Below are 20,731 nucleotides of genomic sequence, written 5' to 3' on the forward strand. Positions count from 1 at the left end.
TATCCGCGCCGGTTGAGCGCAGGTACGCCGCGCTGCCCCCGTTCGGAGGCGGGCACGCCGCGACAGGAACTAGGTCGGCGGGTAGAGGTAGACCGGAACCTCGCTGACCGGCACGGTACGCGTGTGATACGCGTGCGAGCCGTTCCAGTTGTATTCCTCGAGCACAACGGTGCCGTCCCCCGGCACCGACTGCACATAGGCGACGTGGTTGTAGGTGAACCAGGCCACGGCGCCCACGACGGGCGCCTTGCTGCTGGCCCAACCCTTGTTCGCCCAGGCGTTGGCCCAGGCGGATGCGTTGCCGCCGCCGGGAGTCATCGTCGACCAGGTCCACTTGAACGGGCCGGTGGCGCCGGCGTCGCGGTTGAGCCGCCAGGCCACGAAGTCCACGCACTCGCGGTAGTAGTAGCCGAGCGGGGAGAACCCGCCGCCCTGGGATTCGGTGGCGGCGTCCCGCCAGGGGTAGTCGTCACCCTCGGCCCGGATGCCGACCACGGCGTATTCGGCCGCGGAGCTGCGGGTCTCTTCGGCAACCTGCTGCTGCTCGAGGTCCGCCGCGATGTTCGCCTCGATCTCGTCGAGTTCGGCCTGGCTCGTGGCGGTGAAGCTGTCGGCCGAAATAGTCACGGCGGCAGCGGCGGCGCCCACGGTGACGGCCTGGGTGTCCCCGGAGGCCTTGGCGCTGAGAGCGGCCGAGCCACCCTGCGGCGTGAACGCGTAGGCGGGCAGCGCGGCAGTGAGGAAGATGGCCGGGATCGCCAGCAGGGTCACCATCTTCGCGAACTGCTTGCGGCGCTTGACGGGCCGCCGGGCGGGACCGGTGCGGGCGCCGGCGGGTGCCGTAGACGGTGCGGATGGCGTGGAGAACGGCCGGAACCGGGCCGGGCGGACCGCACGCGGCGGAACGGTGTCGTCCTTTGCTGACGACTCGTCGGCGGACGTGCTCGCGCTGCCGACGATGACGGCGAGGTCCGGGGACACCGACCGGATCGAAACCGGCGGTACGGGAACCGCGGTGACGACCATCGCCTCGGCGGAAACGACAGCGGACCCGGCGGTGACGTCGACGGACTCAGCGGAAACCACAACCGACTCGGCGGAAACGATGACGGCCTCGGCGGGCACGGCAACGGCCTCGGATGAAACGACGATGGCGGAGGTGCCGGATGCCTCAGCGGCTGCCCGCTGGGCCCGGGCCTCGCGGCGCGAAGGTAACGCGCCGACGCCCTCAGGCGAGCCGGCGGGGCCGGAATGAGTCACAGATAAACCTCTAAACAGCCACTACCGGAAGGGGGACTTTTCAACTGTAGGCGATGCGTGGGTCGGCTGTCACGTTGAGCGTTACGTTTTCGTGACAATGGCACTACAAAGGGGTGCACATCCACAACGTCGAGCCGAGCGGTGAGACTACGCGGCGGCCGGTGCCAGGAACTCGTCCCACTGCGGCAACGGTCGTTCCACGCCACTGACCACCCAGGTGGTGCCCTGCGGCATCCGGGGGTCGAAGCGCAGGTCCCAGCCCATTTCCGCGGGTGTGCGGTCGCTCTTGAGATTGTTGCAGCGCAGGCAGCAGGCCACGAGGTTGTCCCAGGTGTCGCGGCCGCCGCGTGACCGCGGCTGCACGTGGTCGATGGTGCTGGCGTTTTTGCCGCAGTAGCCGCAGCGGTGGTCGTCGCGCCGCAGCACTCCGCGCCTGCTGACCGGCACGGCCCGCGACCGCGGCAGGCGCACGTACCGGGTGAGCAGGATGACACTGGGCCGCTCCCACGATTCCGTCGCCGCCCAGACCGGGTGCCCCTGGTCCGCCTGAATGATTGTTGCCTTCTGGTTCATGACGAGCACGAGTGCCCGCTTGAACGACACGACCGCGAGAGGTTCATATCCCGCGTTGAGGACCAGTGTGCGCATGCGCTCCCTTTCGAAAAAGGCTGGACGGCTTCCAGCCATTCGAACTGCTGTCTGGCGTCGACGGGGAGGAGATGCGGGCAAACAAAAAGGGCGTCGTCATCATGACAACGCCCCATGGGCTTCGGTGTGCTCGGGGCACACGACACCCAGACAGATTTGACTGCTGTGCCGCAGCGCGAAGTGTCCGCGCACATCCATGGTGTGGATCGTGCGTAGCTTGCGCATTGGCTCTCCCAAAATCCCGCAGAACATCAGGGCATCAGGTTAACCCACAAATGGTGCGCTACGAAAACGTGTCGCACCATTTGTGCTATGCGTTACCCAGTGTTTACCCGGGCGGTCTCAGGAGCTGCCCGATCGAACGGCTCAGATGCCCAATCGCACGATGTAGTAGTCAGCCGTCCAGATCGGCTGCACCCGAACCGCCGCCCCTTCGTACGGTGCATGCAGGATGTTGCCGTTGCCGGCGTAGAACCCGTCGTGGCCGTCCATGATCACCAGGTCGCCCGGCTGGGCATCCACCAGGTCGATCCGGGTGCCGGCCGCGCCCTGCCCGGTGGAGGAGTGCGGCAGGGAGATGCCGAACTGCGCGTACACGTACATCACGAAGCCGGAGCAGTCGAACCCGGCCGGGGTGGCGCCCCCGTAAACGTAGGGAACGCCCTGATATTGCAACGCAACGCTGTACACGGACGAGAGGCTGAAGCTCGGGTACGCCGAGCTGGCCAGGTAGTCGGCCGCCGACGGGCCGGTGAACGACTCCGCATAGGTGGTCATGGACGTCGCCGCGGCCGCGCGCGCGGCCTCGGCGGCTTCGGCGGCTTCGGCAGCTTCGGCAGCTTCGGCGGCGTCGATGTCGGCCTGCGGCGTGGCCGCGAAGGCGTCCTGGGCGACCGAGACCGAAGCGGCACCGTCATCGACGGCCACCCCCTGGGCCCCGGCCTGGGTCAGCTCGGTGGCATCCGTGGCCGCGAAGGTACCCGCGGGGTCCGCCGGGGCGAACGCGTAGGCCGGCAGCGCCATGGTGGCGACGAGGCCGGTGGCCAGGGTCATCATCACGACCGGACCCACGGTGCTGCGGAGTCTGGATCGCCTGACGGGCGCCCCCGGCCTCATGACGATGCGCGGCCCCACCTCGGATTGTGTCGCGCGCATCGGATCGGCGGGAGCGGGGCGTATGGCCATAGCAGTGGCACGTCGACCGCGGCGGGACAGTCTTCTTCTTAACAGAGTCAATTCGGACCTCCGGCGCCTCGACAACACTAGGGAGTTGCCCCGTCCAGGTGCGAGTGAACGCGTGAATTTCCGCAGCAAGCGACGGGAAGGGTAGAGACGTCTTGCGCGGGCCCGACGATCGGTCTGTGATCTGTGGGCAGGTCGAGGCTACGTGACCGAATCCGATTTGTCACCCAAAATGGACGATTTCTAACGAATTGGTAACAGGGTGGTGAATTTCGCCGGAAATCCGGTCCGGCTAGGAGCCGGTGACGGGGCTGGTCACGAAGATGTGACCGGCGACCTCGTTGGGTAGCTCCAGGCCGGCGCCGAAGCCCTCCACCTGCACCAGAACGTAGGAGCCCACAGCGGAGAACACACCGGTGTTGCCCGGCAGAACACCGGACTGCTTGAGCTGAGCGAGGAGAACCGGGTCGAACTGCACGGGCTCCCCCAGCCGACGGATGACGGCGGTCACGGGGGCCTCCGACGCCGCGACGACGTCGAGCAGGTTGGTGACGCCCGCCATGAACGCCACGGCCGGGGAGTCGCCCAGCTCGTCGAGGCCGGGAATGGGGTTACCGTACGGGGATTCGGTGGGGTGACCGAGGATTTCGAGGATCTTGCGCTCGACCTGTTCGCTCATCACGTGCTCCCAGCGGCAAGCTTCGTCGTGGACGAACTCCCACTCCAGACCGATGACGTCGCTGAGCAGGCGTTCCGCGAGGCGGTGCTTGCGCATCACATGCACGGCCTTGGTGCGGCCGGTGAGAGTGAGCTCGAGGTGCCGGTCGCCGGAGACGACGACGAGACCATCGCGCTCCATCCGGGCGACGGTCTGGGACACTGTCGGTCCGGAGTGACCCAACCGCTCGGAGATGCGGGCTCGGAGGGGAACGATGTTCTCCTCCTCGAGGTCGAGGATGGTGCGGAGATACATTTCGGTCGTGTCGATAAGGTCAGTCATCCGCAGCCTCCCGCTCGGCCATATGTGCAACGCCACAACACTACCCGTGCGGGGCGGGCAACTAGAATCCTGTTATGCCGGACCTACAGATCCCCACAGAATTGCTGCCCGCCGATGGACGTTTTGGCTGCGGCCCGTCCAAGATCCGTCAGGAGCAGCTGGACTACCTGTCCGGCGCCGGCGCGAGCATCCTGGGCACCTCCCACCGCCAGGCACCGGTGAAGAACCTGGTCGGGCGCGTCCGCACCGGCCTCACCGACCTGTTCCGCGCCCCGGAAGGGTACGAGCTCATCATGGGCAACGGCGGCTCGACCGCGTTCTGGGACGCCGCCGCGTTCTCGCTCATCGAGACCCGTGCCCAGAACCTCGTGTTCGGTGAGTTCGGTGGCAAGTTCGCCGCCGCCGCCGCCGCGCCGTTCCTCACGGCTCCCGACGTCATCAAGGCCGCCCCCGGCTCGCGCGCCACCGCCGTACCCACCGAGGGCATCGACGTGTATGCCTGGCCGCAGAACGAAACGTCCACCGGCGTGATGGCTCCGGTCACCCGGGTGCACGGAGACGCCGGTGCCCTGACCGTCATCGACGCCACCAGCGCCGCCGCCGGCATCGACTTCGAGGCCGACCAGGCTGATGTCTACTACTTCGCTCCGCAGAAGAACCTCGCCTCTGACGGCGGCATCTGGCTGGCTCTGTTTTCCCCCGCGGCCATTGAGCGCGTCGAACGCATCGCCGCCAGCGGGCGGTACATCCCCGAATTCCTCAGCCTCAAGAACGCCATCGACAACTCCCGTCTCCAGCAGACGCTCAACACGCCCGCCGTGTCGACGCTTCTGCTGATGGAGAACCAGCTCGACTGGATCAACGGCAACGGCGGCTTGGCCTGGGCGTCGGCACGCACCGCTGAGTCCTCCTCGGTGCTCTACGACTGGGCCGCGACCGTGGACTACGCGACGCCGTTCGTGACCGACCCGAGCCACCGCTCACAGGTCGTCGCCACGATCGACTTCGACGACGCGATCGATGCCGCGGCCATTGCCAAAATCCTGCGTGCCAACGGCATCGTCGACACCGAGCCGTACCGCAAGCTCGGTCGCAACCAGTTGCGTGTCGCCACCTTCACGGCCATCGACCCGGCGGACGTGCGCAAGCTCGTCTCGTCGATCGAATACGTAGTGGCCAACCTGGGTTAGTCGCCCATGCGTTTCTGGCTCAGAGACAGCGAACGGCGGCCCGACCCGCTGCCCGCCCGCGCGAATGCGCGGAAAGCGGTGGCAGCGGGTTCGGTCGGCTGGCTAGTGCTGCTGGTGCTGGCCGTCGTCTTCCGAGCTGAACTGAACGACGCCGGCCTGGGCTGGTGGCTGTGGTGCGCCGTCATCGGTCTGGGCCTCGGCCTCTGCGGACTCGGCTTCGTGCTGTTCAGACGCCGCTAGCGCCTCGTCCACGTCGATCCCGTCGAGAACGTCGACGCCGTTGTCGACGGCGTCGTCGGACTCTGCGCTCTCGTCGTCGTCACTGTCGTCGTCATCATCGTGATCGTCGTCGTCGTCGCTGTCGTCATCGTCGTCGTCGTCGTCGCTGTCGTCGTCGTCGGACTCGGCGAGCCCGGCGGCAGCCAGCTCCTCGGCGACCTTGGAGTCAGCGAGCCGGTCGCTCCACGGCACCCATTCCGGAGCGAGCAGGGCATCGTCGCCGGGCATGAGTTCGGTTTCCAGCACCTGCGGCTCGGAGTCGCCGTCGATGCGGGACAGGCTGACCGTCCAGCGCCAGCCCGGGTAACCGGTCATCAGGCAGTCGAAGAGCAGCGACAGCACGTGCTCGCCCTCGACGATGTAACCGAGAGGTTCACCGACCGTGTCGGCCGGGGTGATCAGTTCGAGAGCGGACCTGGCCTGGTCGACGGCGGCCACGAGCACCTCATCGGCCTCGAAGACCTCGTCGTCGGCAACCTCGTCGGCGTCCTCGGCGGGACCGTCCCCTGTCGCATCCGCCCGGCCGTCGTCGACGACCGTGGTCTCGTCGGCCGTGGGTTCGTCGACGGGAGCCTCAGCCGCCGGGGTGTCGGTCGGAACGACCGGCGGGGCCTGGGGCGGGGTGGGGTCGAAAGGATTAAGCATCCAGTTCCTCGGCGACCTTGCGCAGCACGGCCGCGATCTTCTTGCTGTGCGCGGAGTCGGGGTACCGACCGCGGCGGAGGCTCGAGCCGATACCGTCGAGCAACTTCACCAGGTCCTCGACGATGATGGCCATGTCGTCGGCCGGCTTGCGGCTGAGCTTGGCCAGGCTCGGCGGAGCCTCGATCACGCGCACGGACAGCGCCTGAGCGCCGCGCTTGCCGTCGGCGATGCCGAACTCGAGCTTCATCCCGGCCTTCACGGTCACTCCGGCGGGCACTGCGGAAGCGTGCAGGAAGACCTCGTGGCCTTCATCGGACGTGATGAAGCCAAAGCCCTTCTCCTCGTCGTAGAACTTGACTTTGCCGGTGGGCATCTGAACCTCGCTGTGATTTTGAGGCGCGCAGAATACGCGCCGCTTCACTCAGCATATTCCGTTGTAGCTGACTATGCCCCGTATCCTTAGGTCTGTGACCACTCAAACTCCCCACGACCCCGGCCGGCTCGAGAAGATTCTGGCCTACATGGTTGCGGGTGTGGTCGGGCTGTCCATCCTGGCCTTCCTCGCCGTGATTCTCGGTACCGCAGCAGGCGCCGGCGACAACGACGGGTTCAGCACGGGCGTCTGGCCCGCCGTGCTCACTCTGCCCCTCTTCGGTCTTCCCCTCGGCTTCCTGTTGATCATCGCCCTGATGGTCGTCAGCGGAGTCCGCCGTGCTCGCGAGGCTCGACAGAAACTGGAGTAACCGACATGCTGACGCTCGCCTCACGCCTCCGCGCACTGAACGACGCAGCACTGCGCCGCACTATCGTGCTCCGATCGATTCCCCCGCACGGCATCCACGACTTCTTCGACCTCGCCGAAGCGCTCCTCGAGCCCGCAGCCATCCAGTCGACGCTCGCGCACCTGGACCGCAGCACCCTCGCCGTTCTGGCCGTGGCGGGCGAACTGGGCACCGCCCCGATGGGCGACCTTGTCGAGCGACTGGCCGACCTCGGGCACGACACCCTGAACGCCGCCGACATCTCCGCTCGCGTCGACCGCCTCGACGAGCTGATGCTCCTGGTGCGCACCGACGACACCGTGCGGCCGTATGCCGCCGTCGCCGAACGCCTTCGGTCCTGGCCGGAGGAGGGTCTGTCCAGCGCCGCCGAGCTGGCCGGGGTGCCCGCCCCCACCCCACTGGCCCCGCTCTCGGCCACCGACAGCCGTTTCACCGAGCGACTGGCCGCCGAGCGTGCCTTCACCGCCGTCTCCTCGATCGCCGAACTCCTCACCGAACTCAGCCAGGAGCCGGCCCGCGAACTCAGTCGGGGCGGCCTCGGCCTGCCGGACACCAAACGTCTTTCCGTCGCCATGCGGGTCGACCTGGACGCCGTTGCCCCGCTCGTGGGCATCGCCGCCCGCGCCGAACTGGTCACCCTGGGCTCCGGTTACTGGTCGGAGTCCGCCGAGGGAGTGGCCTGGCTGCTCGAGAACGCACCGGCCCGCTGGGGCGTGCTGGCCGCATCCTGGCTGGCTGCCCTGCCCGCCGATGTCCGCCAGATCGTCGCCGAGCGGCCCGGCGTGGCCTGGGGCGATGCCCTGCACCGTTTTGTGGCCTGGCTGTACCCGGCCGGCGGCACCTGGATGGATGACCGCATCGCCGACTTCGCCCACGAGGGCGAGCTGATCGGCATCACCGCACGCCAGTCCACCAGCCCGGCCGGCGCCTCGGTGCTCCGCGGCGACATCGACGCCGCCATCGCCACCATCGCCGCGTCGCTGCCCGCCGAGGTGGGTACCGTCTACCTGCAGCACGACCTCTCGATCGTGGCGCCCGGCCCGTTGTCGGCCTCGATCGACGCCCGGTTGCGCACCTTCGCGGATGTCGAGAGCCGCGAGCTGGCGTCCAGCTACCGGTTGAGCGGTGCGTCGGTCAACCGCGCCCTCGCGACCGGCGACGACGCAGACTCCATCCTGCACTACCTGGCCACGATCTCGCTCACCGGTGTCCCGCAGCCGGTGGATTACCTCATCCGTGACGCCGCCAGCCGGTACGGCACGGTGCGGGTGGGCCGCATCGACCCGGAGAACCCGGCCGGGCCCAGCTACATCGCGTCCGAGGACACCGCGGTGCTCGGCGCCATCGCCGTCGACCAGACGTTCACGGCGCTCGCGCTGACAACGGTCTCCCCCAGCCGCCTCACCAGCCCCCATCCCGCCGACACTGTGTTCTGGGCGCTCACCGATGCCCGGTACCCCGTCGCCGCCGAGAACGCGGCCGGTGAGGTGGTGCATCCGCGCCGGCATCCCGTCATCCGGTCGAGCCGGGTGGAGATACCGGACCCCACGGTCGCGCTCGTCGAGGAGTTGCGTGCCACCGACGGCGGCGAGGCGAAGGCCGCGCACGCCTGGCTGGCCCGGCAATTGGATTCCGCCATCAAGCACCGGCAGACGGTGCTGGTGAGCGTGCAGATGCCCGACGGCGACGTGGTGGACTACCTCCTCGAACCGGCCAGCGTCGGCGGCGGCCGGTTCCGCGCCCGGGACCGTCGGGCCGATATCGAGCGCACCCTGCCCCTCTCCAGCGTCGTCAGCATCGTCCCCGCTCCCTGACCCGGCGGCGGGGCCGGTCGGGCGCACCCCCGTACGCGGGTAGGCACGGTCTCAGCCCACGGGCGTAGCATTGTTGCTTATGTCCGATGGCCCGCTGATCGTCCAAAGTGACCGCACGGTTCTGCTCGAAGTCGCGCACCCTCTGGCCGAGGATGCCCGGCACGACCTGGCCGTGTTCGCCGAACTGGAACGCGCGCCGGAACACATCCACACCTACCGCATCACCCGGCTCGGCCTCTGGAACGCCCGCGCCGCCGGGCATGACGCGGCCAACATGCTGGCCATGCTCGAGAAATACTCCAAGTTCGCGATTCCACAGACCGTCACGGTCGACCTCGAAGAGACCGTGGGCCGCTACGGCCGCCTGGTCATCGACCGGGACCCCGAAGGCCAGCTGGTGCTGCGCAGTCTTGACGCGCCGGTGCTCACCGAGGTGGCCGGTGCGCGGCGCATCGCCCCGCTGCTGATCGGCCAGCCCACCCCGGACTCGTTCCTGGTGGCACCGTGGGCGCGCGGGCAGCTCAAGCAGGAGCTGGTGAAGCTCGGCTGGCCCGCCGAGGACCTCGCCGGTTATACCCCGGGCACCCCGCACGACATCGCGCTGCTGGAAGACGGTTGGGCGCTGCGTGACTACCAGCACAAGGCCGTGGCGAACTTCTTCGAGGCGGGCTCCGGCGTCGTGGTGCTGCCCTGCGGCGCCGGCAAAACCCTCGTGGGCGCCGGCGCGATGGCCACCGCCAAGACCAACACCCTGATCCTGGTCACCAATACCGTCTCGGCCCGGCAGTGGCGCGACGAGTTGCAGAAGCGCACCACCCTCACGGCGGAGGAGATCGGCGAGTACTCCGGCCAGGTCAAGGAGGTCAAGCCCGTCACCATCGCGACCTACCAAATCCTCACCGCCAAGCGGAAGGGCGAGTACGCGCACCTCGAGCTGCTCGACGCCATGGACTGGGGCCTGGTGATCTACGACGAGGTGCATCTGCTGCCCGCCCCGGTGTTCAAGCTCACTGCCGAGTTGCAGGCCCGGCGCCGGCTCGGCCTGACCGCCACCCTGGTCCGCGAGGACGGCCGCGAGGGCGACGTCTTCAGCCTGATCGGGCCCAAGCGGTTCGACGCCCCGTGGAAGGAGATCGAGGCCCAGGGCTTCATCTCCCCCGCCGCTTGCTTCGAGGTCCGCATCGACCTGCCCCACAGCGAGCGGCTCCGCTACGCCGCCGCGCCGGACGACGAGCGCTACCGGATGGCCGCCACCGCGCCGGCGAAGCTGGACATCGTCAAGGAGCTGGTGGCGATGCACCCCGGCGAACGCATCCTCGTGATCGGCCAGTACCTCGACCAGATCGACGAGCTCGCCGAGGCCCTGCAGGCGCCCAAGCTCACCGGGGCCACGCCGGTGGATGAACGAGAACGGCTGTACCAGGCGTTCCGGGTGGGCGAGGAGAACCTGCTCGTGGTGTCGAAGGTGGCCAACTTCTCGATCGACCTGCCCGAGGCCTCCGTCGCCATCCAGGTATCCGGATCCTACGGGTCCCGGCAGGAGGAGGCCCAACGCCTCGGTCGGCTGCTGCGCCCGAAGGAGTCCGGCCTCACCGCCAGCTTCTACACCCTCGTCGCTCGCGACACCGTCGATCAAGACTTCGCCCAGAACCGCCAACGCTTCCTGGCCGAGCAGGGCTACTCGTACACGATCCTCGATGCGCACTCCCTCACCCGTCCCACCGTGGCCGCGAACTGAGAGAAAAGCCCGAGAATGCGCCCGCGAGTTTCAGGGGCTCAACTCACAGTTCGCGGGCGCGAAGGTAGCGCAGCAACAGGGTGTCGCCGGCCGGGAGGGCGTGGGCCAGGCGCATCCGGCGCGGCGATGCGTCCGGCGCGCCGGCGATGCGCGCTGCCCGGCCGGATTCCAGCAGCGGGGCCAGGGTGAGGCAGAGCTCGTCCACGGCATCCGCGGCCAGCAGTGAGCCGAACAGGCTCGGGCCGCCCTCACAGAGGACCTGCGGGTAGCCCCGCGCGGTGAGGGTGCGCACCATCAACGCGTGGTCGACGGATGCCTCCCCGCAGACCCACACGTCGGCCACGGCGGCGAGCGCCGCCCGGCGCTGGGCGGGGGCCTGGGCGTGGGTGATCACGATCGGCCGGGTGGCGGCGGCGGTGAACACCGGGTGCGCCGGGTCCAGGTCGAGCCGGCCGGACACCAGCGCCACCGGCGGGTGCTCCGGCAGCGCGTGGGCAACTCGCCAGGCCACCGCCTCGTCGGTGAACCGGATGCCGCCGTAGCCCTCGGCGCGCACGGTGCCCGCACCGACGAGGATCACGTCGGTGAGCATCCGCACGGTGTCGAAAACCAACCTGTCGGCGTCGTCGCCGAGCCCGCCGCTCAGGCCGTCGTGGGTGGCGGCGCCGTCCAGGCTGCTGATGAAGTTCACCCGCAGGTGCGGGGCGGACCTGTCGTGCACCGTGTAGCGGGCCAGCACGTCGCCGGGATCGATGGCACTCATCAGGTGAGGTTGTGGCGCAGGTACGCCGGTTCGCGCCAGCCGAGAATGGCTTCGGTCATCCGCACGGCGTCCACCGCGGCCGACACGTTGTGCACCCGCACGATGCGGGCGCCTTGCATGATGCAGTAGACGACGGCGGCGAGGGTGCCCTCCACCCGCTGGTCGCGGCCCCGGTCGAGGGTCTCGCCGATGAAGTCCTTGTTCGAGACCGCCACCAGCGTGGGCAGGCCGAGCGTGGTGATCTCCGCCAACCGGCGGGTCAGCTCGAGGGAGTGCCGGGTGTTCTTGTTCAGGTCGTGCCCGGGATCGATCACCAGCCGGTCGGCCGGCATCCCGTGGTCCAGGGCGCGCTGCACCCTGGCCTGCAGGAAGCCGGACACCTCGGCGGCGACGTCGGTGTACTGCGGCGCCGGGTACGGCGTGCGAGGCCGGGCCAGGCTGTGCGTGATCACCAGCGTGGCGTCGCTGTCCGCGACGACCTCGGCCATCCGCGGGTCGTGCACACCGGTGGTGTCGTTGATCACGTGCGCGCCGGCGTTGATGCTGGCCCTGGCCACGTCGGGGTCGAAGGTGTCGACGGAGATCACGACGCCGGTGCCCCGCAGGGCGGCGACGACGGGTACCACGCGGTTGATCTCCTCCGCGACCGGAACCGCGGGACCCGGGGCGAACTTGGCCCCGCCGATGTCGACCCAGTCGGCGCCGTCGTCGATGGCCCGATGTGCCGCCGCCACGGCCTGATCGAGCGCGAAGGTGGCGCCCTGATCGTAGAAGGAGTCCGGCGTGCGGTTGATCACCGCCATCACAGCCACCTCCCGCGCGAAGTCGAAGTCCCGCCCGTTCATGCGGCGCCGGGGCACGTCGAGCCGCGGCCGGATGACCCCGGTCGGGTCGGGCGAGTTGACCATCTGACTCCTTGTGGTGCTGGGCCGCGGTGCGACGGCGACGGGTGGGCGTTCAGGCGGCGCCCGGTGACGGATCGAGCAGGTCTTCCCAGGCTATGCTCTCATCCGCCAGTCGGCGCTGGTCTGCCCTGACGCACCGCGGAAGACGACCTCGACACGGCGAGAGCACTGTCACCGGATCATCCGCGCACATACCGCCCACTCACAGGAAAGCACCAGCTAACGCGCAGATACTAGGGGCATGACTGACGGCCCCCGCATCCTTATCGTTGACGACGAACCCAACATCCGGGATCTCCTCACCACCAGCCTCCGCTTCGCCGGGTTCGCCGTGCGCGCCGTGGGAAACGGTGCCCAGGCGATTTCCGCCGTGCTTGAGGAAGAGCCCGATCTCATCATCCTCGACGTGATGCTGCCCGACATGAACGGCTTCGGCGTCACCAAACGCCTCCGTTCGGCCGGCTACACCGCGCCGATCCTCTTCCTCACGGCCAAGGACGACACCGAAGACAAGATCACCGGCCTCACCGTCGGCGGTGACGACTACGTCACCAAGCCGTTCAGCCTCGACGAGATCGTGGCGCGGATCAAGGCCATCCTGCGCCGCACCATGCACGCCGACGAAGACGCGGTCATCCGCGCCGGCGAACTCACCATGGACCAGGACACCCACGAGGTCCTCGTCGGCGACCAGCCCATCGAGCTCAGCCCCACCGAGTTCAAGCTGCTGCGCTACCTGATGCTCAACCCGAACCGGGTGCTCTCCAAGGCGCAGATCCTCGACCACGTGTGGGAGTACGACTTCAACGGAGATGCGGGCATCGTGGAGTCCTACATCTCCTACCTGCGCCGCAAGGTGGACATGCACTCCAGCGAGCCGCTGATCCAGACCAAGCGCGGCTTCGGCTACATGCTCAAGGCCGCCAAGGCATAGACCCAGTTTCCCCTCCATAGACTGGAACCATGCATGTGGCCCTGATGGACCGTTGGAGCCGGATTTCGCTCCGCTCCAAGATCACCGGTGTGACCGTGCTGATGCTGACCCTCGGCCTGCTCGTCTCCGGGGTGGGCACCATGGTCATCCTGCGCAACTACGTCGTGCAGCAGGTGGATGCCAGCCTGCAGACCGAGGCGCAGACCACCCTGATGGACTATCGCAACTCGATGGCCAACGGCAGCGCCGCCGGGGTGGATTCCGACTACTTCGTCGCGATCTATGACCAGAACGGTGTTCTGAAGGACCGCACCTGGCGGGACCGCCCGCGCTCCAGCCTGCCCGCGGTGACCATGGCGTTGGACCTGCCCAGCGTGATCGCCATGAACGGCGCCGTGCAGAAGCTGTCCGACGCGGAAGGCTCCACCGAGTTCCACGCGGTGGCGGTGCCGTTCGTGATCAACTCCACCGGCACTTACGGCACCCTGCTGATGGCCGTGTCCCTGCAATCGGCGCAGAACACCGTCAACACGTACCTCAGCATCTTCCTCGGCTTCGGGGTGGGCGTGGTGCTTGTCGGTGCCATGCTCACCCGGCTGCTCGTCACCACGACCTTCGCGCCGCTGCGCGAGGCCGAGCGTACGGCGGCGGCCATCGCCGACGGAGACTTCAGCCAACGGCTGGGCGGAGCCACCCCCAATACCGAGGTCGGCCGGCTCAACCGGTCCCTCAACACCATGCTCAGCCGCATCGACCGGGCCTTCAAGGACCGGGCCCGCACGATCGACCAGATGCGCCGTTTCGTCGGCGACGCGAGCCACGAGCTGCGCACCCCTCTGGTCTCGGTACGCGGCTACGCCGAGCTCTACCGGATGGGCGCACTGCAGACCCCCGAAGACGTGGCCCAGGCCATGGAGCGCATCGAGAAGGAAGCGATCCGCATGGGCGGTCTCGTCGAGGACCTGCTCGAGCTCGCCAGGCTGGATGAGACCAAACCCCTCGTCCTCACCCGTGTGGACCTGCTGCCCCTCGCCCACGACGCCGCGCTGGACGCCATGGCCTCCTCCCCCGGCCGTCAGGTCACGGTACTGACCAGCCACCCCACCGAGTTCGACGCGGAAGCCCCGGCCTCGTCCATCGATTTGGCGCACTCCACCGGCGAGGTCGCACCAGCCCCCCTGACCCCTTCGCCGACCCCTGCCGCCGAGGGGACACCGGCCAAGCCCGCGGCAGCCAAAGCCGCCGCGACCAAGGGTGCGGCCGCCAAGGGCGAAACATCCGGCACCGGCACCATCTCGTTCGCCGGCGCCACCCTCGCCCGCCTCCGCACGCGCAGGCCCAGGCGCACGGATGCGGCCACTCCCGCCGCCGAGACCCCCGAGGTCGTGGAGGCTCCGCCTGAGCTGGATGCGGTGATCATGGCCGAAGAGAACAAGGTGCGCCAGGTCATCACCAACCTGATGGGCAACGCCCTCCGGTTCAGCCCGGCCGACAGCCCGGTCGAACTCGAGGTCTCCGTCGACCGCCGCAACCAGCGGGCCTCCATCTCGATCATCGACCACGGCGAGGGCATCCCGCCCCAGATCCGCGACAAGATCTTCCAGCGCTTCTGGCGGGCCGACACCTCCCGCGCCAGGGAAACCGGCGGCAGCGGCCTGGGCCTGGCGATCGTGGCCTCCATCGTGGCCAGCCACAACGGCTCGATCGAGGTCGTCGAGACCCCGGGCGGCGGAGCCACCTTCCGGGTCTGGTTCCCGCTGGCCGAGTCACCCGCCGCCCCGCAGTCGCTCACGTCGCCGACCCTGGACTGACCGGCGCCGGCGGCAGGGCCCGCTCCTCCCCAGCCCGGTGAGGCGGCGGGTTGTCCCCCGCACCGCCTCGGGGCCGCCGGCGGCTTCCCGCACGCCGTAGCGTCGCCCGCGGGCGTCACCCGACGCCCTATACGAGCGGACGGAGCCTTGTGATGACCCAGTTCCAGGTTGACAGCGATGCATTGATCACCACCACCGGCGCGGCACGCGCCACCATGGCCCGCATCCAGGCCGAGGTGGCGGCGCTACTCGGTCAACTCACCGGGCTGGAGGGTTCCTGGACCGGGCAGGCGTCGGCCCAGTTCCAGGGGGCCGTCGCGGCGTGGCGAACCACGCAGCTGCACGTCGAACAGAGCGCGGATGCACTCAACCAGGCGCTCGGGCAGGCCGGCCAGCAGTACGCCGAGGTGGAGCAGGCCAACGCCCGGCTGTTCGCCCGGTAGCCCGACACCGGATACGACAAAGGCTGGGCGCCTCCCGAAGGAGACGCCCAGCCTGAGGTGGTGCGTTAGTGCAGGGGCTGCGGGACTTAGAAGTCCATGCCACCCGAGGGGTCGCCGGCCGGAGCCGAGTTCTTCTCGGGCTTGTCGGCGACAACGGCCTCGGTGGTGAGGAACAGTCCGGCGATCGACGATGCGTTCAGCAGCGCGGAGCGGGTGACCTTCACCGGGTCATTGATGCCGGCAGCGATCATGTCGACGTACTCACCGGTTGCGGCGTTGAGGCCGAATCCGACGGGCAGGTTGCGTACCTTGTCGGCGACAACGCCCGGCTCCATGCCGGCGTTGAGCGCGATCTGCTTGAGCGGAGCGTCGATGGCAACACGCACGATGTTCGCGCCGGTTGCCTCGTCGCCGACGAGGTCAAGAATTGCCTTGCCCTCGAATGCGGTCTTGCCGGCCTGGATCAGCGCAACGCCACCACCGGCGACGATGCCCTCTTCGACGGCTGCCTTCGCGTTGCGAACGGCGTCCTCGATGCGGTGCTTGCGCTCCTTGAGCTCAACCTCCGTCGCGGCGCCGGCCTTGATGACGGCAACGCCACCGGCGAGCTTCGCCAGGCGCTCCTGCAGCTTCTCACGGTCGTAGTCCGAGTCGGTGTTCTCGATCTCGTTGCGGATCTGCTGAACACGACCGGCGATGGCCTCGGCGTCGCCGGCACCCTCGACGATGGTGGTCTCGTCCTTGGTGATGACGACCTTGCGGGCGTTACCGAGCAGGTCGAGGGTGACGTTCTCGAGCTTGAGGCCGACCTCCTCGGAGATGACCTGGCCACCCGTGAGGATGGCGATGTCCTGCAGCTGCGCCTTGCGGCGGTCGCCGAAGCCGGGGGCCTTGACGGCAACCGACTTGAAGATGCCACGGATCTTGTTCACGACGAGCGTGGCCAGGGCCTCACCGTCGACGTCCTCGGCAATGATGAGCAGCTGCTTGCCGCTCTGGATGACCTTGTCGACGATCGGCAGCAGGTCCTTGATGTTGGAGACCTTGGAGTTGACGATCAGGATGTACGGGTCTTCGAAGACCGCTTCCTGACGGTCGGGGTCGGTGACGAAGTACGCCGACAGGAAGCCCTTGTCGAAGCGCATGCCCTCGGTGAGCTCCAGCTCGGTGCCGAAGGTGTTCGACTCCTCAACGGTGACAACACCTTCCTTGCCGACCTTGTCGATGGCCTCGGCGATGATCGCGCCGATTTCGGCGTCGCCGGCAGAGATGGAGGCCGTGGCCGCGATCTCTTCCTTGGTCTCGATCTCCTTGGCGCTGGCGATGAGCTCGGCGATGACCGCAGCGGTCGCCTTCTCGATGCCACGCTTGAGGCTGATCGGGTCGGCGCCGGCTGCGACGTTGCGCAGGCCTTCGCGAACCAGGGCCTGAGCGAGGACGGTGGCGGTGGTGGTACCGTCGCCGGCGACGTCGTCGGTCTTCTTGGCGACCTCCTTGACGAGCTCCGCACCGATCTTCTCGTACGGGTCGTCGAGCTCGATCTCCTTGGCGATGGACACGCCGTCGTTGGTGATCGTGGGGGCGCCCCACTTCTTCTCCAGCACGACGTTGCGTCCGCGCGGGCCGAGGGTCACCTTGACCGTGTCAGCGAGGATGTTGAGGCCGCGCTCAAGGCCGCGACGGGCCTCTTCATTGAAAGCAATGATCTTTGCCATATGTGTTTCTCGTCCCTCCCGGACGTTACCAAAACGATGATGGGTTAGCACTCCGAACAGCAGAGTGCTAAACCGATTCTGGCACTCTGGGGTCGAGAGTGCAAGTGAACGGCGGGGGCCGGTGCCGGGTTCCGACCGACCTACGGCACCAGTTCCACGCTGCCGTCGTCGGTGGGTACCAGTTCGATCCAGGTGTTGCCCGGTGCGAGCTCGATCGTGGCCCCGACCGCGTCGGCCAGCCGGATCGGCGCGGCCGCGGCATCCTTGAACCAGGTGGCGGGCATCGTCGAACCGCCGGTCGACACCCAGGCCGCGCCCGACCCGGTCAGGATGGTGCGGGGCACGTCGCTGCCGCGATCGACCTCCACCCGCAGCACCACGACGTTGGTGGCGTTGAGCTGGGCACCGGTGCTGTCCAGGTCGGCAGCGCCGTCCTGGCTGCGCAGGTACGCGGGGCCCGCCGGGTCCCAGGCCCAGGCCCGCCCGCCGGATTCGGAGAACCGGGTGACGATGGTGGTGGTCGGATCGCCGGCGAGGGACGCTGTGGCCTCCGCGGCGCTGTCGGCGTAGTCGAACTGGCCGGGCGGCGGCGCGAGGTCGGAGTGCAGGGTGACGGTCTCGTCCGCGGCGAGCACCACGTCGTGCGGCGAATCCCGGTCTTCGGCCCGGACGAACAGGCCTCCGGCATCGTCGTCGAAGACCACGTTCAGCAGCGGAGCCGCCCTCATCGCGGTCACGAACTGCGGCTGGCCGCCGGAATACGCCACGATGCCGCCGAACGAGCTCAGGATCTCAGGGTCCATCGGACGGATGGAACGCACCGGGCCGACAGCATCCGGCACGTCGGAGTGCCAGAGGGCGACGTAGCGGGTGAGGCCACCCTCGACCAGCTCCTCGAATACCAGGTCGGCGCGCTCGAGACCCAGCTGCGGCCTGGCGGCCGGGTGGTTGTCGATCTTCACGGCCAGGGACGGGTGCTCGGCACGGGACGGGTCCACCGGCGTCCCGCGCAGCGGCATGATGCCCGGTTGCGGTGTCGGGGCCGCTGACGCCGTCGCTTCGGGCACCGGCGCAGCGCAGCCGACCAGCCCCAAACTGAGTCCCAAGCCCAGCCCCAGGCAGAGGCCCGCGCCGATCAGGGCAGCGCCGCCAGGCGTCCGCCGTCCGGAGCGGATTCGCCGGGCAGCAGCAGGGAACATCCGAAACGCAGTCACGCCACACACCCTAGCCCGCCCGGTATGTCTGCCCGGCGGTCACGGTGGTGGCGTGACTGACACTCGGTGATCGACCGATCATCCGATGATCAGTGATCGAGCACGTGCGTGGTGTTCTCAGCTGGTTGAAGCTGGGTGGTGTTCGACGCCTGGCGGTTACGCCGGGCGGACCGACTCGGCCTGCGGGCCCTTGGCTCCGGTACCGAGTTCGAAGATGACGTGCTGGCCTTCCTCGAGAACCTTGTAGCCGTGCATGTCTATGGCGGAGTAGTGAACGAAGACGTCCTGCCCACCTCCATCGACGGTGATGAAGCCGAAACCCTTTTCAGCGTTGAACCATTTGACGGTTCCGTTCGCCATGTGAAACTCCCCTGTTGCAGTGTTGTGTTTCGGCACTCACCCGTTGGTGCTACCGGGCCTGGCGCAGAAGCTGCGTCCACCGTCTCGAAATGAGCACTCTCGGGTAGAGAGCGCTCAGTCGAGAAAATGAGCGACCACTGCAGACACTAGTGACGGGAGCGAAACTCAATAGGGGGTTGACTGGGAAGGGCAACCCCAGTAGGGCAGGGAGTCGTCAGGCCGGGTCAGCCGGCGGGCATCGCGTAGTCGCTGCCCACGACGACGGTGAGGGTGGCATCCGAGCCCGCGAAGTCATCCGCCAGCAGGACCTCGGAACCGGGCAGCAGAGCCGCCACACCGCGTGCAGCGCCCTCCAGGGCCGCATCCGCGTAGTACACGGTCGTCGTGACGACGTCTTCGGTGTCGGCGTCGCTGGTGCTGCCGACGGTCCAGCCGCCGGTTGTGAGCAGGTCGCCGACCGACCGGGCCACCCCGCTCGTCGGAGTCCCGTTGAGCACCGTGACACTCGCACTGGGGTCAGTGGTCGGCTCGGCGGTGGGCACCGGCTCCGGTGTGGGCTCCGCGGGCGTGGTCTCGGCCTCGATGCCGGGGATGGTGATATTCAGCCGGTTGTTCAGGACCGTCAGACCGATCGCGCCGACCCCGATGAGGAGGGCGGTCGCGGCGAGGGCCCACCAGACGGCAACCCAGCGACGCCCCTTCTTGGCTGGTGCGCGGTGCGCCCCCACGCGGTCGAGCTTGTGCGGGAGGTCATCGAAGCGGTCTTTCGGGTACGAAGTGGGCATCGTCTGTCTGGTTCGATCCTCGTTTGGCTGAACACACGGTAGGAGGTTCCCTACTCGATGGGGCGGATGGCTCGGGCCGACCGCGCCTGCGACCGTGCGTCACGCATCCGTTGCAGTCGGTTGACCAGCATGGGATCGTGGGCGAGGGCAAGCGGGGAGTCGAGCAGGGCACCCAACAATTGATAGTACCGGGCGGCCGACAGGCCGAATTCGGAGCGAATGGCCTGTTCCTTGGCACCGGGGTGTGACCACAGTCGCCGCTCGAACGCGAGCAGGTTTTCGTCACGAGGGCTGAGCCCGACGGAGCCCTCGGCGCCCCGCGTGCTCTCGTCGTGCCCGCTGGTCGCCATACGCGTCATCTTATTTGGCACGGACTGGGTTTTCGCTGACCGGTGCCGCCTGTCGCGCAACACGGACCCGCTAGCGTCGAGGGTGGGAATCGGCTGGGGAATCACCGGGTGCGCCGCTTGCGGGAATGCCGGGGACCCCGGCCGAGTTTACGCTGGAGGCAGTTCTCTGCCGAGACTGGATCGAAAGGACGCACCATGGACTACGAGGTCACCAAGTCTGACGCCGAATGGAAGGCGGAGCTCACCGCTGAGCAGTACGCCGTGTTGCGCGGGGCGGCCACCGAACGCGCCTGGACCGGTGAGCTCCTCGACGAGGGCCGTTCGGGCGTCTACACCTGCGGCGCCTGCAATGCCGAGCTGTTCAAGAGCGGCACGAAGTTCGACTCCGGCTGCGGTTGGCCGAGCTTTTACGAGTCGGTGCGGCCAGAGGCCGTGGAGCTCATCGAAGACCGGTCGCTCGGCGTGGTGCGCACCGAGGTGCGCTGCGCAGCGTGCGGTTCGCACCTGGGCCACGTGTTCGACGATGGTTTCGGCACCCCCACCGGTGACCGGTACTGCATGAACTCGATCTCGCTCAACTTCACTCCCGTCGACTAGGCCGGAGCCGGCCTCCGCGGCCGCGACTGTGACCAGTGCGGACAAGTGGACCGGGCACACCGGGTGCACTTGTCCGTAGTGGGACCAGATGGGCGGTCACCGGGCACCTCAGCCGTCGCGCAGCGGACGGAGCCGGGCCAGCGCCTTCGGCCCCATTCCGTGCAGTCGGGCGAGGACGTCAAGGTCCGCCGCACACAGGTCGTCAACGGTCAGGATGCCGGCGGCCACGAGCGCGCGCCGCGCTGGAGCAGGGATCCCCTGCGCCAGCCAGACCGCCTCATCCGCATCCGCACTGCCAGAACCGTCCTGAGCCATG

The 20,731-nt window shown here is 68.3% G+C and carries 22 protein-coding genes and 1 pseudogene; 9 read left to right on the forward strand and 14 right to left on the reverse strand.

All coding sequences use genetic code 11. From position 1 onward, the window contains the following. Positions 1-69: 69 nt before the first annotated feature. The 4 genes from RCH12_RS07580 to RCH12_RS07595 form a co-directional block, all read right to left on the reverse strand. Positions 70-1,260, reverse strand: a complete 1,191-nt coding sequence (locus RCH12_RS07580) for a CHAP domain-containing protein (RefSeq protein WP_133163782.1) — start codon at positions 1,258-1,260, stop codon at positions 70-72. Positions 1,261-1,407: 147 nt separating this feature from the next. Beyond that, the gene (locus RCH12_RS07585) at positions 1,408-1,908 is read right to left on the reverse strand and encodes an HNH endonuclease (RefSeq protein WP_088457022.1); all 501 of its coding nucleotides are present in this window, start codon (positions 1,906-1,908) and stop codon (positions 1,408-1,410) included. Positions 1,909-2,274: 366 nt separating this feature from the next. Beyond that, positions 2,275-2,979, reverse strand: a complete 705-nt coding sequence (locus RCH12_RS07590) for a C40 family peptidase (protein WP_327016524.1) — start codon at positions 2,977-2,979, stop codon at positions 2,275-2,277. Between the two features lie 403 nt (positions 2,980-3,382). After that, on the reverse strand, positions 3,383-4,090 hold the full coding sequence (locus RCH12_RS07595; RefSeq protein WP_327016525.1) for a metal-dependent transcriptional regulator: 708 nt from the start codon (positions 4,088-4,090) through the stop codon (positions 3,383-3,385). A gap of 74 nt (positions 4,091-4,164) precedes the next feature. Here RCH12_RS07595 and serC point away from each other — a divergent pair, with 74 nt between their 5' ends. Together serC and RCH12_RS07605 are read left to right on the forward strand one after the other, a co-directional pair. Beyond that, entirely contained in the window at positions 4,165-5,280 is a 1,116-nt protein-coding gene (gene serC / locus RCH12_RS07600; protein WP_327016526.1) for a phosphoserine transaminase, read from the forward strand. 6 nt (positions 5,281-5,286) lie between these two features. Then, positions 5,287-5,520 (forward strand): DUF2530 domain-containing protein, encoded by a 234-nt coding sequence (locus RCH12_RS07605; RefSeq protein WP_103430967.1) that lies wholly within the window; start codon positions 5,287-5,289, stop codon positions 5,518-5,520. A 117-nt stretch (positions 5,521-5,637) separates the two neighbouring features. On the opposite strand, the pseudogene RCH12_RS07610 reads toward RCH12_RS07605, so the two are convergent. Further along, positions 5,638-6,204, reverse strand: a pseudogene (locus tag RCH12_RS07610) (DUF3027 domain-containing protein); the annotation flags it as partial. After that, positions 6,197-6,577, reverse strand: a complete 381-nt coding sequence (locus RCH12_RS07615) for a cold-shock protein (RefSeq protein ID WP_088457027.1) — start codon at positions 6,575-6,577, stop codon at positions 6,197-6,199. The gene RCH12_RS07615 and the pseudogene RCH12_RS07610, both read right to left, overlap by 8 nt. A 94-nt stretch (positions 6,578-6,671) precedes the next feature. Between RCH12_RS07615 and RCH12_RS07620 the strand changes: the two genes are divergently transcribed. The 3 genes from RCH12_RS07620 to RCH12_RS07630 all read left to right on the forward strand — a co-directional run bounded on the left by RCH12_RS07620 (position 6,672) and on the right by RCH12_RS07630 (position 10,538). After that, positions 6,672-6,947 (forward strand): hypothetical protein, encoded by a 276-nt coding sequence (locus tag RCH12_RS07620; protein WP_103430966.1) that lies wholly within the window; start codon positions 6,672-6,674, stop codon positions 6,945-6,947. Positions 6,948-6,952: 5 nt separating this feature from the next. Next, on the forward strand, positions 6,953-8,800 hold the full coding sequence (locus RCH12_RS07625; RefSeq protein WP_327016527.1) for a helicase-associated domain-containing protein: 1,848 nt from the start codon (positions 6,953-6,955) through the stop codon (positions 8,798-8,800). A 79-nt stretch (positions 8,801-8,879) separates the two neighbouring features. Next, positions 8,880-10,538 carry a DNA repair helicase XPB gene (locus RCH12_RS07630; protein ID WP_327016528.1) on the forward strand — a complete coding sequence of 553 codons (1,659 nt, stop codon included), beginning with the start codon at positions 8,880-8,882 and terminating at the stop codon, positions 10,536-10,538. Positions 10,539-10,581: 43 nt separating this feature from the next. Here RCH12_RS07630 and RCH12_RS07635 read toward each other — a convergent pair whose 3' ends face one another. Continuing rightward, positions 10,582-11,301 carry a pyrimidine reductase family protein gene (locus RCH12_RS07635; RefSeq protein ID WP_103430963.1) on the reverse strand — a complete coding sequence of 240 codons (720 nt, stop codon included), beginning with the start codon at positions 11,299-11,301 and terminating at the stop codon, positions 10,582-10,584. After that, a complete protein-coding gene (folP, locus tag RCH12_RS07640; protein WP_327016529.1) occupies positions 11,301-12,209 on the reverse strand; it encodes a dihydropteroate synthase in 909 nt (302 codons plus the stop codon). Before folP ends, RCH12_RS07635 begins: the two co-directional genes overlap by 1 nt. Positions 12,210-12,447: 238 nt before the next feature. Here folP and RCH12_RS07645 point away from each other — a divergent pair, with 238 nt between their 5' ends. The 3 genes from RCH12_RS07645 to RCH12_RS07655 all read left to right on the forward strand — a co-directional run bounded on the left by RCH12_RS07645 (position 12,448) and on the right by RCH12_RS07655 (position 15,394). Next, positions 12,448-13,140: a response regulator transcription factor gene (locus RCH12_RS07645; RefSeq protein ID WP_066597326.1), complete on the forward strand. Its 693-nt coding sequence runs from the start codon at positions 12,448-12,450 to the stop codon at positions 13,138-13,140. 29 nt (positions 13,141-13,169) lie between these two features. Continuing rightward, positions 13,170-14,951: a sensor histidine kinase gene (locus RCH12_RS07650; protein ID WP_103430961.1), complete on the forward strand. Its 1,782-nt coding sequence runs from the start codon at positions 13,170-13,172 to the stop codon at positions 14,949-14,951. Positions 14,952-15,103: 152 nt separating this feature from the next. Further along, positions 15,104-15,394, forward strand: a complete 291-nt coding sequence (locus RCH12_RS07655) for a WXG100 family type VII secretion target (RefSeq protein WP_088457034.1) — start codon at positions 15,104-15,106, stop codon at positions 15,392-15,394. Between the two features lie 86 nt (positions 15,395-15,480). On the opposite strand, the gene groL is transcribed toward RCH12_RS07655, so the two are convergent. The 5 genes from groL to RCH12_RS07680 all read right to left on the reverse strand — a co-directional run bounded on the left by groL (position 15,481) and on the right by RCH12_RS07680 (position 19,818). Then, complete coding sequence (gene groL, locus RCH12_RS07660) at positions 15,481-17,109, reverse strand: chaperonin GroEL (protein ID WP_088457035.1); 1,629 nt, start codon at positions 17,107-17,109, stop codon at positions 15,481-15,483. A gap of 140 nt (positions 17,110-17,249) precedes the next feature. After that, positions 17,250-18,323, reverse strand: coding sequence for a DUF3048 domain-containing protein (locus RCH12_RS07665; protein WP_327016530.1), 1,074 nt, complete (start codon positions 18,321-18,323; stop codon positions 17,250-17,252). Positions 18,324-18,479: 156 nt separating this feature from the next. Beyond that, positions 18,480-18,683: a cold-shock protein gene (locus RCH12_RS07670; RefSeq protein ID WP_088457037.1), complete on the reverse strand. Its 204-nt coding sequence runs from the start codon at positions 18,681-18,683 to the stop codon at positions 18,480-18,482. Between the two features lie 224 nt (positions 18,684-18,907). Continuing rightward, on the reverse strand, positions 18,908-19,468 hold the full coding sequence (locus RCH12_RS07675; RefSeq protein WP_103430959.1) for a LytR C-terminal domain-containing protein: 561 nt from the start codon (positions 19,466-19,468) through the stop codon (positions 18,908-18,910). Between the two features lie 50 nt (positions 19,469-19,518). Continuing rightward, positions 19,519-19,818 (reverse strand): DUF3263 domain-containing protein, encoded by a 300-nt coding sequence (locus RCH12_RS07680; protein WP_198415021.1) that lies wholly within the window; start codon positions 19,816-19,818, stop codon positions 19,519-19,521. Positions 19,819-20,013: 195 nt separating this feature from the next. Between RCH12_RS07680 and msrB the strand changes: the two genes are divergently transcribed. After that, on the forward strand, positions 20,014-20,415 hold the full coding sequence (msrB, locus tag RCH12_RS07685; RefSeq protein ID WP_088457040.1) for a peptide-methionine (R)-S-oxide reductase MsrB: 402 nt from the start codon (positions 20,014-20,016) through the stop codon (positions 20,413-20,415). 108 nt (positions 20,416-20,523) lie between these two features. On the opposite strand, the gene RCH12_RS07690 is transcribed toward msrB, so the two are convergent. Continuing rightward, entirely contained in the window at positions 20,524-20,730 is a 207-nt protein-coding gene (locus RCH12_RS07690) for a helix-hairpin-helix domain-containing protein (protein ID WP_327016531.1), read from the reverse strand. Between the last annotated feature and the right edge of the window lies 1 nt (position 20,731).

This window comes from Cryobacterium sp. MP_3.1, assembly GCF_035984795.1.
In the GTDB taxonomy this organism is placed as follows: domain Bacteria; phylum Actinomycetota; class Actinomycetes; order Actinomycetales; family Microbacteriaceae; genus Cryobacterium; species Cryobacterium zongtaii.